The organism is Ruegeria sp. I3, assembly GCF_056532525.1.
This window is the reverse complement of the sequence record NZ_JBQFNI010000002.1, coordinates 643984-659548: the sequence shown is the minus strand read 5'-3', so window position 1 is coordinate 659548 and position 15565 is coordinate 643984. Positions and strand designations below refer to the sequence as shown.

The following is a 15565-nucleotide window of genomic DNA, read 5'->3' as shown; positions in this document are numbered from 1 at the left end:
CAGCCCTCCTGTCGCTTGTTCAGGAAGATGAAGCAGAGAAGTGAATAAACCCTGAATCCCAGGTGAGTTATGGGCATGGAGCAGACATAATCGGTAAAATGCAGGTTTCTGTTGCCAGGTACCTGCGAACCCCGCCTTACGCGGCTAGGCGCAAGGGCTTAAGTTTCGGTCTTGCTACTGCTTACGCAGCAACTGCAACCGGAGCACGATTGTCGTTTGCAATTGTACTAGTTTCGCCGGTAACGGTGGCAGACAGCCGAGACAAAGCTAACCCCTTTAGACGTTCGTCGATCCTATTTCGGCCCCATGATCCTCAAACGAAGGATGTTGGTGGAGCCGCCGGGTACCGCCCCCGGGTCCGATCCGCTTATTACGAGCGCGTTTATGTCCATAGTCCCGAAGGACCCCTCATATATAGGTTAGGACGTGGTCGGATGCAAACCCGGAATGCTAAGGTTGACTTATATCAAATTCAATAAGTTAAGCAGCTCTGTTCATGTTGGCGAGAATAAGCCAAAGGGCCAGAACAAGCTCGATTCCACCAAAAGTCAGCGCCTTGACGAACGGGGGATTATCCAGCGCCAAAGACACAAACCGACCCAACGCCGCCCCTGCATAAACAACGCCCAGCATGGCATATGCCATCGGTGTGTTGAGCCAGAGAACCACGGCACCTGTCACCACGAACAACCCGCCAACCGAGGCTCGCATCTCACTAAGTCCCATGGTGCTTTTGGTGGGGGCTAGGTCCAGCGCGTTGGCTGTGTAGGCCGGGGCCAGAAATCCGAACAAACCAAAGCCGATGGTCAGCAAGGCGGCAATCACGTTAAGGGCTGTGATCATGGACTTTTTCCCTTTCTGCTCTGCCCGCAGAGTCTAGCGCAGCACTATGTAAAGAAAAGCATCTAAATCGCTGACCACAAGCCTATAACTCCGACCGCGATCAGGCTGAGAGCCCAGACAAGTTCCAGATTGAACCAACTGCGTGACAGAAATTGAAGACCCAGCCAGCGATAGACGGCGAAGGCCAGAATGCCCCCGCCAAGGATCATGGCGGCTGTGTGAAGTGCAGCGACCGTCAGTACGAGCAGGCCATTGCTCGCCATGATCTGAGAGACTGCGATCTGGCCCGTTTCCAGCTCGTCTGATCCACACAATCCAAGATAAATCGGAACCAACATCAACGCCGCGCCGTGTGCCAGCGCAACGAGGAACGACCAAAGTGCCAATTTGCTTGGCGGTACGCGCGACAACATCCGGGGATGCCGGCGTGTTATCGCGATGTAAACACCCATTGTGATCACAATCAGCGCAGCGCCGATACGAATTTCGCGTTGATATTCAACCAGAACTGCCATCATAGCAAATGGCAGTAGGACCCCCAGCATGGCGACGAAATGACCACCAGCCAGGGCGGTCAATGCGCGCCACAAAGCTGATGGCCGTTGTTCCATCAGCGCCGAAGACACCGCAAGCGGCCAGCCCATTCCGGGATTCAGGCCATGATAAGCGCCGCTAAGCACAACGGCCAGCCAGAGACCAGCCGTTGATGTCATCAGAGTCTCCAACTCAGACCGATGGGTAGCAGAAACTATCGGTAGAACAGTCTCCACCCTCAAGCCGGATTTGGTGGGCCCGATATCCGTCGGGGAAGTCGACCCAGAACTTCGGATCCAATGTCAGGCCTCCGTTTTCGCCAACATCCGCCTTGACCATCGCAGCCCCGCGTTCACCGGGATAGAACTGATCATCCCAAGTGGAATAAAGCGAATTGGTCCAATATACCCGCTTTCCGTCGCGGCTGATTTCAACCATCTGCGGCCCGTAACCAAAGTCTTGCCCGTTGGGATGTTTTGTTTTCTTGACGATCCCCCCGATCTCGACTTTGCCCGCAAGGGTCGGGTTCATCGGATCAGAGACATCGTATTGATGCATCTCACCCGTGCCCCAACAGGCCACATAAAGGTATTTATCGTCCAAGCTGAGGTCGATATCCGTGACCAGTGGCGGAACGGCAGAGAAGCCTTTCAGCAATTCAGGCAAGTCATCAGGATCAGCGGGCTGCGGATCGATCGTGATGGTCTTCTTGGCCTCGAAGGTGCCATCATCATTACGCCACCAAGTAAAGATCGCGCCCTGCAGGTTGGTCGTGTCAACCACCACACCACAGAACCCATATTGTTTGACCGGATCGTGAGCGGGCCGGATTTCCAGGGCCATCTGGTGATTTTCACCCAGATCGATGGTCTGAATATTGGTCCGGCTGCGCAGGTTCCAGAAATGGATGCTGTGCCCGTATTTGTTCGAAAGCAGATCCTCGGCCACGATGCCGTTTTCGAATTGCGGAGGCAGCCCCCATTCCGAACTGACCATATAGTCGCGTGGCAGGTTCCACCAGAAATCGTAGTGTTTGTCTTGGATACCTCGCTCGATCTCGTAGCGCCCGATGATCTCGAAGCTCTCGCAATCCATGATGAAAATGCCCGGTGGGCCGTCCGTGCCGTCTTCGCCACCGCCTCCAAGCGTGCTCACGTAGATCCCCTCCGGTCCGCAATGGATCGTGTGCGGGCGGGAATATCCAGTTTTTGCAAAGACTTCTTCGGGTTCGATGATCTTGTGTATCTTGGCCTCAAGCGGGTTCTTTACGTCGATAATGTAGATCCGGCTGGATCGTATACCAGGAACAATGAGGTAGCGGCGTTCCAGAAACGCATGACCACTAAGCGGTGACAGCGCAGAGGAACAAGCGTTCCACCCGAAATGGTGAAACTCATCGCCTTTCTCTGGCATGATCACTTGATGGACAATTTTTCCGTAATCATCCGAAGTCGGATCCACGTTCACGACGGCCAAACCGTCTGGTTGGGAAAAATCAGGGCTTAGCATCAAAGTGAATGCAAGCGTCTCAGTGGGGCCCTCCATCGCCAGTTTGGCTGATGGGTAAAAGGTTGGGTCCGGTCTTTGGTTCATAACGTCCTCCCGTAAGTCATTGATCTTCAATTCATGTTGGAAGTTCCGGTCTTAACGCCGGATGTCATGCTGCCTGCTCGGGCACCTCGCCGTCCTTCGTTCCTTTTTGCCTGTGGTCAGGCGGGTTTGCGTCGTCTTTCGGCCACGTCCTGCGCCAGTTGCCGTGTGTAGGCCTCAAGTTTGATCAATGCTGCATCGACCGAGCCGGCATCACGCGCTTCTAGTGCGTCTGTGATGTCACTGTGGAGGGCAATGATCTCTTCGCGGGATCGAGCCGTGAACGTAATCATGTTCATCAGAGGTTGCATAGCCTCGACCGCACCGGCCAATTGGTAGGACAGAACGGGGTTGCCCGCGCCATCCACAAGCGCGCGATGAAAGGCGACGTCGGACGCGCAGAAAGCCTCATCTGTGAGACCTGGTTGCGCCTGACGAAATATCTCGGCCCGCATGGTGGCGAGTTGATCTGCGGTGCGGCGTTGTGACGACAAAGCAGCGCATGCACGTTCGAGCGCATAACGCGCTTCGCATGCGGTGTCGAAACTGACAGCGTTCATCGACAGCAGCAGTGTCGAGGTTGTGACTTGTTGGGAATAGGCGTCCTCAAAACTCAGTCGGTTCACAAACGCACCACCCGATGCCCCGCGTTGCGTGCGGATAAGGGACTGCGCTGCCAGACGTTTCAGTGCTTCGCGAACCGTAGGCCGTGATACTTTGAACTGATCGGCCAACTCAGATTCTGAGGGCAGACGCTCATCTACGATTAACCGACCCGAAATAATGGCGTCGCGGATCGCCTGAGCAATTTGAGCGGATAGATCTGCAGTACTCTGAGGGTCGATTTTCATGGTTGTTTTCGGCGATGCGTAATTTTTATTTGTCTGACATTTAAAAGTCTGACATTTGAAAAGCAAGAGAGTTGAGTCGGGAGGAGCAAGTGAGTCGCTCAATTTTCCGCAGCGCGCTTTGGTTGGGCTTCTACATCACGATCCTTTGGTCGTGGTGGATGATGGTCTCGATGAGCCGCGATATGGACGTGGACTGGATCGGTCGACCCGGACCGATGGGTCAGGCGATGGCGGCCATGGATCCGCGTATGGACATGTATATGCCCATGGCCGAGTTCGGCCCACTTTTCTGGATGTGGGCGATCATGATGGCGGCCATGATGCTGCCGACTTTGGTGCCCACGTTGCGCAGTTATGATGATCTGATCCGCAGCGCGAACGGTACGCGGGCAGGGTGGCTGGGCGTTCTATCCGGATATTTCATAGTTTGGGTGGGCTTTGCTGCGCTGATCACTGGCCTGCAATTGGCGCTGCTGTTTGGCGGCGCGGTTGATATGTTGGGAATCGCTAAATCGCCATATTTGGCCGCCGGCCTGTTGATCGCCGTGGGTGCCTTTCAGTTTTCTCGGGCGAAAGAAGTCTGCCACGGTGTTTGCCATGCACCGATGACGTATTTTCTGGGCCACTGGAAAACCGGATTCGGCGGCGGTGTACGCATGGGCGTCGGACTGGGTGCGTTCTGTGTCGGTTGCTGCTGGGGCTTCATGGCGTTGGGCTTTGTCGGCGGCGTCATGAGCCTGCTCTGGATGGGGCTGGCGACCCTGTTCATGGTATTGGAAAAACTTCCCCAGATCGGGCACGCCGTGACCCGTCCTATGGGATTCGTCTTGATTGCGGGTGGTTTTGCCCTGCTCGCTCATCACATTGTTTACGGAGGATAAGTCGATGGCAAAAAACAGAAAACCGGATGCAGACAAGCTGCCAGTCAGTCAAAGAATTGACAGCCGGATGCCAAATCCCAAGCGGCGTGAGATGAGCCCGACCGATTGGGCGGTTAAGGGTGAACTGATCCTGAACTGTTCGTGTGACGTATTCTGCCCATGCGTGGTTTCGCTGGGTGCACACCCTCCGACCGAAGGGCATTGCCACGCGTGGATGGGTATCGCGATCGACGAAGGCCACTACGAAGGCGAAGATTTGTCCGGACTGAATGTGGGCCTGTTGGTTGATATCCCCGGACGCATGGGCGAAGGCCAGTGGAAAGTCGCGGCTTATGTGGATGAACGTGCCAGCGGCAAGGCTTATAATGGACTGTTGCAAATATTCAGCGGTCAGGCAGGTGGCACAACCGGGCTGTTCACTATGTTGGTCAGCGAGATCATAGGGGCTGAACGTGCACCGGTTCAGATCGAAAGGGACGGCACCAAACGCCGGATCATGATAGGGCGCAAGATTCAGGGTGAGATCGAAATGCTTGCTGGCAAAGACCCAGAGCACCCAGTGATGGTTTCAAATTCGAAATACTGGATGGGGCCGGACATCATTGTAGCAAAAGGCACGAAATCCAAGGTGCGCGACTATGGTCGCGTATGGGACTTCGGCGGCAAGTCAGCCGAGATCTGCCCGATTGACTGGCACGGGCCAAAGTAATGATAACCGGTGCCTATGCCCGTGAAATGGCGCGATATAACCACTGGCAAAACAACCAGTTAAAGAGCTTTCTCAAAGCTCTTTCAGACGAAGAATTGGCACGGGATCGCGGCGCTTTTTTCGGGTCGATCATGGGAACTGCCAATCATCTGCTTTGGGGGGATTGGATCTGGATTTCCCGGTTTGACAAGGGACCGTGGCCAGGTGGCGGCATTCCTGAGAGTGTCTCGATCTGCACTGGCATGGCCGACTGGCTGCCGCTGCGCGATACGATTGACGCCCGTATTGCCAGATGGGCCAATACGTTGGGGGATGATGTCCTGAGCGGTTCGTTCACGTGGTACTCGGCTGCAAAAGAGAACGACGTAACAAAGCCTTACGGGCAATGCGTCATTCATATGTTCAATCATCAGACACATCATCGCGGACAATTGCACCAAATGCTGACCGAGGCTGGTTCGCAGGCACCTGTCAGCGATCTTGTCTTTCTGCCAGAGGATTTCTGACATGGCAGTCATCTCACCGAACCGGCGCGTGCGCAAAACCCCATTCACTCCGGGCGTCGAGGCCGAAGGCGTCACAGGGTATACCGTTTATAATCACATGCTGCTTGCGACGGTTTTTGAAAGCATCGAGGCTGATGCGGCGCATCTGAAACAGCATGTTCAGGTCTGGGATGTCTCGTGTGAGCGGCAGGTACAGATCAAAGGCCCGGATGCGTTGCGGCTGATGAAGATGCTCAGCCCGCGCGATATGGACAAAATGCAGGCGAACCAGTGCTATTATGTGCCGATAGTAGATCACAATGGCGGCATGCTGAATGATCCTGTTGCGATCAAACTGGCGGATGATCACTATTGGTTGTCGGTTGCCGATGGTGACCTTTGGCAATTTGCTCTGGGAATCGTGATTGCGCTGGGGCTGGATGTCGATATTTCTGAGCCGGATGTGTCGCCCTTGGCGGTACAGGGCCCCAAGGCGGACGAGCTGATGACGCGCGTCTTTGGTGATGAAGTCAGGGATATAAAGTTCTTTCGATATAAACGGTTAGCGTTTGAAGATACATCATTCGTCGTCGCCCGGTCTGGCTGGTCAAAACAAGGCGGGTTCGAGATATACGTCGAAGGAACGGATTATGGCATGCCACTATGGGACACGCTGTTTTCTAATGGCCGAGACCTGAATGTGCGGGCAGGTTGCCCAAACGGGATTGAGCGTGTTGAAAGCGGTCTGTTGAGTTTCGGGTCGGACATGCGGCGCGAGAATACGCCCTATGAATGCGGGCTAGCACGGTTCTGCAATTCTCCGCTGGATTATATCGGCAAAGCCGCCTTGGCGGATCAGGCGAAAAACGGTCCGCCCCGGCAGATCCGTCCGCTTGTCATTGAAGGTGAGATCGGACCGTGCACCGAATCTTGGCCGCTGATGGCCGGGGGCCGGCAGGTCGGGCAGGTGGCTTCGGCTGCGTATTCACCCGAGTTTGGAGTGAATGTAGCCATTGGAATGGTCGACCGGTCCCATTGGGCGCCAGGTACGCGGATTGAATTGATGACCGAACATGGAATGCGATGGGCCGAGGTGCAGGAAAAATTCTGGCGCTAAGCCCTTGTTTCAGGAACACAGCCGATTGAGGCAATAGAAGGAGTAAGTTCATGTTTAATGCACTTGTCGTTGAAAAAGATGAAGAAAGTGGCCTCGCAAGCGCTTCGGTGAAGCAGATTTCTCTGGATACGCTGCCGGATGGAGAAGTGACGATCGCCGTTGAATATTCAACGGTGAACTACAAGGACGGCCTGTGCATGTCGCCCAAAGGCGGTGGTCTGGTGCGTAGCTATCCTCATATTCCGGGCATCGATTATGCGGGCACGGTCGAGCAGTCCTCGGATGCACGCTACAAACCTGGCGACAAGGTCGTGCTGACGGGCTGGCGCGTAGGTGAAGCGCATTGGGGCGGCTATTCACAAAAAGCAAACGCGCGGGCAGATTGGCTGGTGCCGTTGCCGGATGGGTTGGATACACGGCAGGCGATGGCCGTTGGCACTGCCGGGTTCACCGCTATGCTGGCCGTCATGGCGCTGGAGGATCAAGGTTTGCAGCCGGGTCATGGCCCGGTGTTGGTCACAGGTGCCGCAGGAGGTGTCGGCTCGGTCGCGACGGCCATTTTGGCCCATCTGGGCTATGAGGTTGCAGCTGTGACCGGGCGTCCTGAAACCGAAGAATACCTGAAATCACTGGGTGCAACCACAATTGTCCCGCGTGACGAGTTGAACGAGACCACCAAGCGTCCGCTGGAAAGTGAAACTTGGTCCGGATGTGTTGATGCGGTGGGCGGAGCGATGCTTGCCCGCGTGCTGGGGCAGATGAAGTATGGGGCCTCGGTAGCTGCGGTTGGCCTTGCCGGTGGTGCGGCGCTGCCCGCAACCGTGATCCCATTCCTGCTGCGCGGTGTTAATCTGTTGGGCATCGACAGCGTGATGCAGCCATACGACAACCGGGTCCGAGCCTGGACGCGTATCGCGACCGATTTGCCCATGGATAAGCTTGAGGCGATGGTCCATGCAGCAACCCTTTCTGATCTGCCCCAGTTGGGAGCGGACATTCTGCAAGGTCAGGTAAAAGGGCGCGTCGTGGTCAACGTGAACGCTTGATAGACAAAACAGACAACGGTTCGGCCGGAGCATGCATCCGGCCGAACCAATTGTCGGGAATGAGGCCGAAATGCCGGAAACAGTTCTGGCCATTGCCACATTTCGTGACCATGATTGCTATACATCCCATTTGTGATGGCTTAAGACCCATCCGAACATCACCTGAAGACGGGGAGTGAGCAGCATGTCTGATGATTTCGAACTCGATACCGATGATCTGAAACGCCGCATGGACGGTGCCATGGCCAACCTCAGAACCGAATTCGCTTCGCTGCGGACCGGTCGTGCATCGGCTTCAATGCTTGAGCCCGTCATGGTCGATGCTTACGGCGCGATGACTCCGATCAATCAGGTTGGTACCGTGAACGTCCCTGAACCGCGCATGGTAACCGTGAATGTTTGGGACAAGGGCCTCGTCGGCAAAGTTGAAAAGGCCATTCGGGAAAGCGGTTTGGGTATTAACCCGCAACTGAATGGTACCATCATCATGCTGCCGATTCCCGAACTGAACGAAGAACGCCGTCGCGAGCTCGGCAAGGTCGCGGGTCAATATGCAGAAAGCGCACGGGTTTCGATCAGGAATGTGCGCCGTGATGGCATGGACCAGATCAAAAAGGCCAAGGCAGACGGCATGTCCGAGGACGATCAGAAATTCTGGGAAACCGAGGTTCAGGAGCTGACGGATACCATGATCAAATCCGTCGATGATGCGCTCGAGACCAAACAAGCCGAGATCATGCAGGTCTGAGCCTCGGATATGCCAAAGGATCCCGATACCTCTCCGATTGCAGGGCCGCGCCACGTTGCTATCATCATGGACGGCAACGGTCGCTGGGCACAGTCACGCGGGCGGCCTCGATTGTTTGGCCATCATGCAGGTGCGCGCCGCGTCCGTGAGGTGGTCGAGGCCTGCCCGGGTTTAGGGATCAAGTATCTGACAGTATTTGCGTTTTCGACTGAAAACTGGAAACGCACTCAGGTCGAAGTTGCAGGCCTGATGAGCTTGTTCCGCCGTTACATCGTCAAAGAGACCAAGACCTTGAAAGATAACGGCATTCGGGTCCGTTTCATTGGGGATAGAGTTCGGCTGGATGCCAAGTTGACCGAGCTGATGGATACGCTTGAACGCGAAACACAGAACAATGACCTGGTTCATCTAACCGTTGCCTTGAACTATGGCGGTCGTGACGAGGTGGCGCGCGCGACCAGACGTTTGGCACGTGACGTTGCCGATGGCATTCTGCGCCCCGAGGACGTGGACGAGGAAACTCTGCCCAAATATCTGGACACGCGCGTTCTGCCTGACCCCGATTTGGTGATCCGTACCAGTGGTGAAGCGCGGATTTCTAATTTCCTGCTGTGGCAGTCTGCCTATTCCGAGTACGAATTCATCGATACTCTGTGGCCTGATTTCACCGCTGCAGAACTCGAACGGCTGTGCCGCAACTATGGATCGCGTGAACGGCGGTTTGGAGCGGTCCCGGCATGAGTGATGGCCGATGGTCTGATCTGACTGCCCGGGTTTTGTCGGCTTCGGTTCTTGTGACTATTGCGGCAGTCGAAGTTTGGCTAGGCGGCCTGTGGTTTGAGATATTTATCGGCACCGTCTGCGGTCTGATGATATGGGAACTGATCCGGATGATCGACCCAGAACGTCAGGGTGTCGCGATTCAGCTGGCGATACTGACCGGGTTCGCCGTGGTCCTAAGCTATCATCTACCACCGCTATACAAGCTTCCATGTTTGGTGGCCCCGGCATTGGTAGGAGCAGGACAGATCAACCGTGCGCGCGGGATATACGTCCTGTTTGCCCTTTGGATCGCGATGTCGGGGCTGGGATTCATATCGATCCGAGAGAACCTGGGATTTGGATGGATGGTTTGGCTGATCCTTGTGGTCGTGGCCACGGATGTCGCCGGGTATTTTGTGGGCAAAACGCTTGGCGGACCTAAGTTTTGGCCCAGAGTTAGCCCCAAGAAGACATGGTCCGGTACGGTTGGAGGCTGGGTTGCCGCCGCGCTGGTCGGAACAGTTTTTGCGCACTATGCCGGTTTCGGCATTGCTTTTATCGTTGTCTCGGTTCTTGCCTCTATGGCCAGCCAGATCGGTGATATTGTTGAAAGCGCGACAAAACGTGGCTTTGGCGTTAAGGACAGCTCAAACCTTATACCCGGCCATGGCGGGTTTCTGGATCGGTTTGATGGGATGATGGGCGCGTCAGTCTTTGTGTTGCTCGCAGGGCTGTTTTACGCGCCCGGAGGTATGTGATGCGAAGGGTATCCATATTTGGTGCGACTGGTTCCATTGGCCAGAATACGATTGATCTGATCGCAAGAAATCCGAATGCCTATGACGTGGTCGCGTTGACCGGTGGACGCAACGTCGCGCAGCTTGCACGCGATGCGGTGCGCCTGGATGCAGACGTGGCGGTGACTGCGTTTGATGACAAACTCGATGATCTGCGTGACGCATTGGCCGGCAGCAGAGTGCGAGCGGCTGCGGGGCAGGCCGCTCTGATCGAGGCCGGGGCGCGACCGGCGGATTGGGTGATGTCTGCAATTGTCGGTTCCGCAGGACTGGCTCCGGGGATCGAAGCGTTGAAACAAGGGGCGACACTCGCGCTTGCCAACAAGGAAACGCTGGTTTGTGCCGGGCCGCTGGTTCTGGAAACGGCTCGGGCGCATGGCGCCACGCTATTGCCCGTGGATAGCGAACATTCGGCAGTTTTTCAGGCGCTTGTGGGCGAGGATATGACTAGCGTCGAACGGATCATTATCACCGCAAGCGGTGGAGCGTTCCGGGATTGGCCGCTCGGCGATCTGGCAAAGGCGACTGTTGAACAGGCATCGAGTCATCCGAACTGGAACATGGGACAGCGGATTACGATCGACAGCGCATCTATGTTCAACAAGGCATTGGAAGTTATAGAAACCAAAGAATATTTTGGCGTTAATCCATCGAATATCGAAGTCCTCGTGCACCCCGAATCCATCGTTCACGCACTGGTCGGATTTCAGGACGGCGCCTTGATGGCGCATCTGGGTGCTCCGGATATGCGCCATGCCATCGGGTACGCGCTGCATTGGCCCGAACGGCGCGATTTACCTGTTGCGCGTCTGGATCTCGCGCAACTGGGTCAGTTGCGATTTCATGCACCGGATGAAGCGCGTTACCCGGCTTTGCGTCTTGCCCGCGAAGTGATGCAGCGCGGCGGCTTGTCCGGTGCGATCTTCAACGCCGCCAAAGAGCGCGCATTGGACCACTTTATAGAAAACCGGATACGTTTTTTGGATATGGCAGACACGGTGTCGGCCGTGTTGGAGCGCTTTGAGGCCTCAGACAGCCTGATTGATGCACCATTGACCCTTGATAATGTACAGCAAACGGACCATCTCGCACGTCAGTGGGTCGATGAAACCGTATTGGAACGAGCAGGATAGAACTTTTGGATATACTCTCTTTGATCCCGCAATTTGGCAATCTGCTCTACACGATAATAGCCTTTGTTATTGCGCTTTCCGTGATTGTCGCGGTGCACGAATACGGCCACTACATCGTTGGTCGGTGGTCTGGCATTCATGCCGAAGTGTTCTCGATCGGTTTCGGCCCGGTTCTATGGAGCCGCATAGATAAGCGCGGCACTCGCTGGCAGGTCGCGCTGCTGCCATTTGGCGGTTATGTCAAATTCCTCGGGGATGCCAATGCCGCGTCCGGCAAAGACGTAGACGCGATGAGTGAGATCTCCGCGCAAAGCCCGGAAGAGCTGCGCCGCACCATGCACGGCGCCCCGCTTTGGGCGCGTGCGGCTACTGTTGCGGCAGGGCCGGTCTTTAATTTCGTGATGTCGATATTGGTGTTTGGCCTGATTTTCTGGTCGCAGGGTGTTTCCCGTGAACCTTTGACAGTTGGTGCACTGCAGCCGTTGCCTGGTACAATTCAGGGTCTGCAGGAGGGCGATGAGATTATCGCCATCGCAGGCATTCCAACACCGGATTTCGATGACGCAAGCAACTGGTCCGATTTCATCAATTCGCTGCCTGTAGAACCAGAGCTGGACTATACGGTTATCCGAGATGGAGAGACCACTGATGTCGTGGCACCTTGGCTCTTTCCACCGCTAATCCAACAGGTTACGCCGCGCAGTGCCGCGATGGACATACAGTTGCAGCAAGGCGACGTAATCAGGGCGGTAGACGGTGATCCGATCTTTGCGTTCGAGCAGCTTAAGGAACATGTCGAAGGATCGAACGGGCGCGTATTGCTGCTGGATGTATGGCGCGACGGGGCGGATTTGGAATTTGCACTTGCGCCCCGACGCACGGACGAGCCGACGTCGGATGGTGGTTTCATCACCCATTGGCGCATCGGTATCGTAGGCGGCATGATGATCGATCCCGAAACCGTTCCAGCGGGCATTTGGGATTCGATCGAAGGTGGCGTGGTCCAAACCGGGCGCATCATCGAAGGCTCACTGTCGGGAATGTGGCACATGATCACCGGAGCGATCAGCACCTGCAACATTTCCGGGCCGATCGGTATTGCCGAAACCTCGGGTGCTATGGCCAGCCAGGGGGCACAGAACTTCATCTTCTTCATCGCCGTATTGTCAACGGCGGTCGGGTTGTTGAACCTGTTCCCGATCCCAGCCTTGGATGGGGGGCATTTGCTATTCTACGCTTATGAAGCTGTGTCTGGTAGACCACCCAGTGATAAAGCGCTGAGGGTACTGATGGGGGTCGGTGTCACACTGATCCTGTCATTGATGCTTTTCTCGGTCAGTAATGATCTGTTCTGCTGATTAAGGCGATCTTGGCACCGTTCCGACGCAAAATTGCCGCAATTCAAGCCTATCTTTTTGGGGTGCATCGATAAGTGTAGGCTTGAGTTCAATGACCAAGGCTTTTCAAAAATCCTATCAGAGTGTCAGCGTCCTGTTCCAGTTGAACTGGGATATGCTGCTTAGCTTTGCCGTGACCGCGCTGGCCCTAGCTGTTGGTGGTTATCTGCTCGGTTTGTGATTCTCCTGAACATGTCTGACTTACGTGCAACGGCCTTATGGGCCGTTTTTGCTTTTTCGTCTTTTGACATGGCCTCACAATCGGGCTACTCAGCAGCTAAAGGCTGAAAATTCTGGGTAGTGATAAAAATGACTGACAGCAGGCGCACGGGCACATACTGCGGCTCGCGGGGGCGGAAAAACAACATTTTGTGGCAGGCACTAACGTTCTTTTTCCTTTTTGCTACACCGGGTTTACTGGTTCTGACGCAGCCCGCACAAGCGCAATCTTACACCATCAACAGCTTCGAAGTTGAGGGCAATCGACGGATCGAGACTTCGACGATTATCGCCCGCACCGGAATCGAACCGGGGCAGACTGTTACGGCAGGACAATTGAATGATGCCTTCCAGCGTTTGCTTGACAGTGGTGTTTTTGAAACAGTCGAACTTACACCACGTGGCAGTTCGTTGGTCATCGCGGTCGAGGAATACCCGACCATCAACCAGATTAGCATCGAGGGCAATCGCCGCGTAAAAGATGATCTCCTGCTCGAAGCGATATCGTCCCAAACCCGCCGCGTATTCACGCCTCAACAGGCCGAAGCGGACGCTGACCTGATTGCCGAAGTATATTCGGCGCAGGGCCGCGTATCCGCGACGGTTATCCCGCGCATCATTCGTCGCAGCGATAACCGTGTCGATCTGGTGTTCGAAGTCGCCGAGGGAACGACAATCGAGGTCGAGCGCGTCAGTTTTGTAGGAAACCGCGCGTTTTCGGACCGTCGCCTGCGCCGCGTGCTTGAAACAAAGCAGGCGAACATTCTGCGGACCTTCCTTCGCGGCGACACCTTCATTGCCGACAGAATTGAATTCGACAAACAGGTGATCCGTGATTTCTACCTGTCACGCGGTTATATCGATTTTCGCGTCAATAGTGCCAATGTCGAATTCACCCGCGAACGGGATGCATTCTTTCTGGTTATGAACGTCACAGAAGGACAGCGGTTCTCGTTCGGTCAGATTACGACCGTCAGTGAGATCCCGGGTGTGGACCCAGCGCCTTATCAGGCGGCTCTGAAAGTCAAACCAGGTGTAATTTACTCTCCGACGGTGCTTGAGAACTCGATCGCGCGGATGGAGCGTCTGGGGCTGAAAAACGGCGTTGATTTCCTGCGGGTCGAGCCCCGGGTAACGCGTAATCCCCGCGATCTGACGTTGGATGTCCAGTTCGTGCTGACCCGTGGCCCGCGTATCTTTGTGGAACGCATCGATATCGAGGGGAACACAACCACCCTGGACCGTGTGATCCGCCGCCAATTCGATACCGTTGAAGGCGACCCCTTCAATCCCCGCGAAATCCGCCAGAGCGCCGAACGTATTCGCGCCTTGGGTTTCTTCTCGGTCGCTGATGTGGAAACCCGCGAGGGATCGTCGCCAAGCCAGGTTATCGTGGACGTGGATGTCGAAGAACAACCAACCGGTTCGTTGAGCCTGGGTGGTAGCTACTCGGTCTCGGACGGTTTCGGGATCGCAATCGGATTGAATGAATCGAACTTCCTCGGCCGCGGGCAAAACTTGGGTATCACGTTGTCGACAGCTCAGGATTCTGAGCAGTACGTTATCAACTTTACCGAGCCTTATCTGCTGGGCCGTAAGCTACGCTTTGATCTTGGGCTTGGTCTGGCCAGCACCAATTCGAGCTTTGCCAGCTACGACACAAAAACAGTGTTCTTCCGCCCACAGCTGAGCTACGCGATTGGTGAATTGTCGGCGTTGCGTCTTCGCTATGGTTGGGATCGCAGCGAAATGACCCAGCAGAGCAATGAGCGGAACGGCGCTGTCATCTCATCAGAGATCGATCAGGGGAAACGAACCAGCAGTTCTCTGGGTGTGTCCTACGTATACGATAGCCGTATTGGTGGCCTGAACCCCACAGCGGGCGTCCTGTTCGAAGTCGGCGTGGATGCTGCTGGTCTTGGCGGGGACAATGAATTCTTCAAAACCACGGCACGGGCGATCGCGCAGAAACGCGTCCTCAACGAAGAAGTCGTATTGCGCGCGACGCTTGAACTGGGTGCGCTGAACTGGACCGGGGACGATTTCAGCCGCACGCTCGACCGGTTTGTTCTAGGTCCTAGCACATTCCGCGGGTTTGAGCCTGCTGGTATCGGGCCGCGTGACCTTTCGAACGGGCAGGACGATGCCATCGGCGGCAACTACTACTGGGTTGCTCGTTTCGAATCGGACTTCCCGCTGGGGCTGCCCGAAGAACTGGGGCTGCGTGGCGGCGTCTTCTATGATGTTGGCAACCTCTACAATCTCAACAACGTCAACACCGCTGGCGCTGATATTGTTGGTGAAAGCGGTTCGATCCGGCATGTTGTAGGGGTATCCATACTGTGGGAAACACCGTTTGGTCCGCTTCGCTTCAACTTCTCGCAGGCCCTCAAGAAAGAGGACTTCGATAAAGAGCAAAGCTTTGACCTGACCGTTCAAGCCAGGTTCTGATC

16 protein-coding genes and 1 other RNA gene are annotated in these 15565 nt (G+C 55.5%); 12 read left to right on the top strand and 5 right to left on the bottom strand.

Annotated features, from left to right (window positions below):
- Positions 1 to 97: 97 nt before the first annotated feature.
- The 5 genes from ssrA to ACR0L9_RS07640 all read right to left on the bottom strand — a co-directional run bounded on the left by ssrA (position 98) and on the right by ACR0L9_RS07640 (position 3818).
- Positions 98 to 444, bottom strand: a transfer-messenger RNA (tmRNA) gene (gene ssrA, locus ACR0L9_RS07660).
- A 36-nt stretch (positions 445 to 480) separates the two neighbouring features.
- Positions 481 to 843, bottom strand: coding sequence for a DUF4345 family protein (locus ACR0L9_RS07655; protein ID WP_170393147.1), 363 nt, complete (start codon positions 841 to 843; stop codon positions 481 to 483).
- Between the two features lie 62 nt (positions 844 to 905).
- A complete protein-coding gene (locus ACR0L9_RS07650) occupies positions 906 to 1556 on the bottom strand; it encodes a hypothetical protein (RefSeq protein ID WP_170421484.1) in 651 nt (216 codons plus the stop codon).
- A 13-nt stretch (positions 1557 to 1569) separates the two neighbouring features.
- Positions 1570 to 2970, bottom strand: coding sequence for a selenium-binding protein SBP56-related protein (locus tag ACR0L9_RS07645; RefSeq protein WP_170393145.1), 1401 nt, complete (start codon positions 2968 to 2970; stop codon positions 1570 to 1572).
- Between the two features lie 116 nt (positions 2971 to 3086).
- On the bottom strand, positions 3087 to 3818 hold the full coding sequence (locus ACR0L9_RS07640) for a FadR/GntR family transcriptional regulator (RefSeq protein ID WP_170405607.1): 732 nt from the start codon (positions 3816 to 3818) through the stop codon (positions 3087 to 3089).
- Positions 3819 to 3907: 89 nt separating this feature from the next.
- On the opposite strand from ACR0L9_RS07640, the gene ACR0L9_RS07635 reads away from it, so the two are divergent.
- From ACR0L9_RS07635 to bamA, 12 genes are all read left to right on the top strand, one after another.
- Positions 3908 to 4699: a DUF2182 domain-containing protein gene (locus ACR0L9_RS07635; protein ID WP_170562820.1), complete on the top strand. Its 792-nt coding sequence runs from the start codon at positions 3908 to 3910 to the stop codon at positions 4697 to 4699.
- A 4-nt stretch (positions 4700 to 4703) separates the two neighbouring features.
- The gene (locus tag ACR0L9_RS07630; RefSeq protein ID WP_170393142.1) at positions 4704 to 5408 is read left to right on the top strand and encodes a DUF1326 domain-containing protein; all 705 of its coding nucleotides are present in this window, start codon (positions 4704 to 4706) and stop codon (positions 5406 to 5408) included.
- The gene (locus ACR0L9_RS07625; RefSeq protein ID WP_480895353.1) at positions 5408 to 5914 is read left to right on the top strand and encodes a DinB family protein; all 507 of its coding nucleotides are present in this window, start codon (positions 5408 to 5410) and stop codon (positions 5912 to 5914) included. Before ACR0L9_RS07630 ends, ACR0L9_RS07625 begins: the two co-directional genes overlap by 1 nt.
- A 1-nt stretch (position 5915) precedes the next feature.
- Positions 5916 to 7010, top strand: a complete 1095-nt coding sequence (locus tag ACR0L9_RS07620) for a dimethylsulfoniopropionate demethylase (RefSeq protein WP_170393140.1) — start codon at positions 5916 to 5918, stop codon at positions 7008 to 7010.
- Positions 7011 to 7060: 50 nt separating this feature from the next.
- Positions 7061 to 8056: an acryloyl-CoA reductase gene (gene acuI / locus ACR0L9_RS07615; protein WP_480736254.1), complete on the top strand. Its 996-nt coding sequence runs from the start codon at positions 7061 to 7063 to the stop codon at positions 8054 to 8056.
- Positions 8057 to 8240: 184 nt separating this feature from the next.
- Complete coding sequence (frr, locus tag ACR0L9_RS07610; protein ID WP_170393138.1) at positions 8241 to 8804, top strand: ribosome recycling factor; 564 nt, start codon at positions 8241 to 8243, stop codon at positions 8802 to 8804.
- Between the two features lie 9 nt (positions 8805 to 8813).
- Positions 8814 to 9545 (top strand): isoprenyl transferase, encoded by a 732-nt coding sequence (locus ACR0L9_RS07605; protein WP_170421502.1) that lies wholly within the window; start codon positions 8814 to 8816, stop codon positions 9543 to 9545.
- A complete protein-coding gene (locus ACR0L9_RS07600; RefSeq protein WP_170393136.1) occupies positions 9542 to 10324 on the top strand; it encodes a phosphatidate cytidylyltransferase in 783 nt (260 codons plus the stop codon). Before ACR0L9_RS07605 ends, ACR0L9_RS07600 begins: the two co-directional genes overlap by 4 nt.
- Positions 10324 to 11496 carry a 1-deoxy-D-xylulose-5-phosphate reductoisomerase gene (gene dxr / locus ACR0L9_RS07595; protein ID WP_170405627.1) on the top strand — a complete coding sequence of 391 codons (1173 nt, stop codon included), beginning with the start codon at positions 10324 to 10326 and terminating at the stop codon, positions 11494 to 11496. Before ACR0L9_RS07600 ends, dxr begins: the two co-directional genes overlap by 1 nt.
- A 5-nt stretch (positions 11497 to 11501) precedes the next feature.
- Positions 11502 to 12854: an RIP metalloprotease RseP gene (rseP, locus tag ACR0L9_RS07590; RefSeq protein ID WP_170735082.1), complete on the top strand. Its 1353-nt coding sequence runs from the start codon at positions 11502 to 11504 to the stop codon at positions 12852 to 12854.
- A gap of 91 nt (positions 12855 to 12945) precedes the next feature.
- The gene (locus ACR0L9_RS07585; RefSeq protein ID WP_255612105.1) at positions 12946 to 13074 is read left to right on the top strand and encodes a hypothetical protein; all 129 of its coding nucleotides are present in this window, start codon (positions 12946 to 12948) and stop codon (positions 13072 to 13074) included.
- 128 nt (positions 13075 to 13202) lie between these two features.
- Positions 13203 to 15563 (top strand): outer membrane protein assembly factor BamA, encoded by a 2361-nt coding sequence (gene bamA, locus ACR0L9_RS07580; protein WP_480895352.1) that lies wholly within the window; start codon positions 13203 to 13205, stop codon positions 15561 to 15563.
- Positions 15564 to 15565: the final 2 nt, after the last annotated feature.

Coding starts and splice junctions, on each gene's coding strand:
- ACR0L9_RS07655 (WP_170393147.1), bottom strand. CDS start 843: ATGATCACAGCCCTTAACGTGATTGCCGCCTTGCTGACCATCGGCTTT.
- ACR0L9_RS07650 (WP_170421484.1), bottom strand. CDS start 1,556: ATGACATCAACGGCTGGTCTCTGGCTGGCCGTTGTGCTTAGCGGCGCT.
- ACR0L9_RS07645 (WP_170393145.1), bottom strand. CDS start 2,970: ATGAACCAAAGACCGGACCCAACCTTTTACCCATCAGCCAAACTGGCG.
- ACR0L9_RS07640 (WP_170405607.1), bottom strand. CDS start 3,818: ATGAAAATCGACCCTCAGAGTACTGCAGATCTATCCGCTCAAATTGCT.
- ACR0L9_RS07630 (WP_170393142.1), top strand. CDS start 4,704: ATGGCAAAAAACAGAAAACCGGATGCAGACAAGCTGCCAGTCAGTCAA.
- ACR0L9_RS07625 (WP_480895353.1), top strand. CDS start 5,408: ATGATAACCGGTGCCTATGCCCGTGAAATGGCGCGATATAACCACTGG.
- ACR0L9_RS07620 (WP_170393140.1), top strand. CDS start 5,916: ATGGCAGTCATCTCACCGAACCGGCGCGTGCGCAAAACCCCATTCACT.
- acuI (WP_480736254.1), top strand. CDS start 7,061: ATGTTTAATGCACTTGTCGTTGAAAAAGATGAAGAAAGTGGCCTCGCA.
- frr (WP_170393138.1), top strand. CDS start 8,241: ATGTCTGATGATTTCGAACTCGATACCGATGATCTGAAACGCCGCATG.
- ACR0L9_RS07605 (WP_170421502.1), top strand. CDS start 8,814: ATGCCAAAGGATCCCGATACCTCTCCGATTGCAGGGCCGCGCCACGTT.
- ACR0L9_RS07600 (WP_170393136.1), top strand. CDS start 9,542: ATGAGTGATGGCCGATGGTCTGATCTGACTGCCCGGGTTTTGTCGGCT.
- dxr (WP_170405627.1), top strand. CDS start 10,324: ATGCGAAGGGTATCCATATTTGGTGCGACTGGTTCCATTGGCCAGAAT.
- ACR0L9_RS07585 (WP_255612105.1), top strand. CDS start 12,946: ATGACCAAGGCTTTTCAAAAATCCTATCAGAGTGTCAGCGTCCTGTTC.
- bamA (WP_480895352.1), top strand. CDS start 13,203: ATGACTGACAGCAGGCGCACGGGCACATACTGCGGCTCGCGGGGGCGG.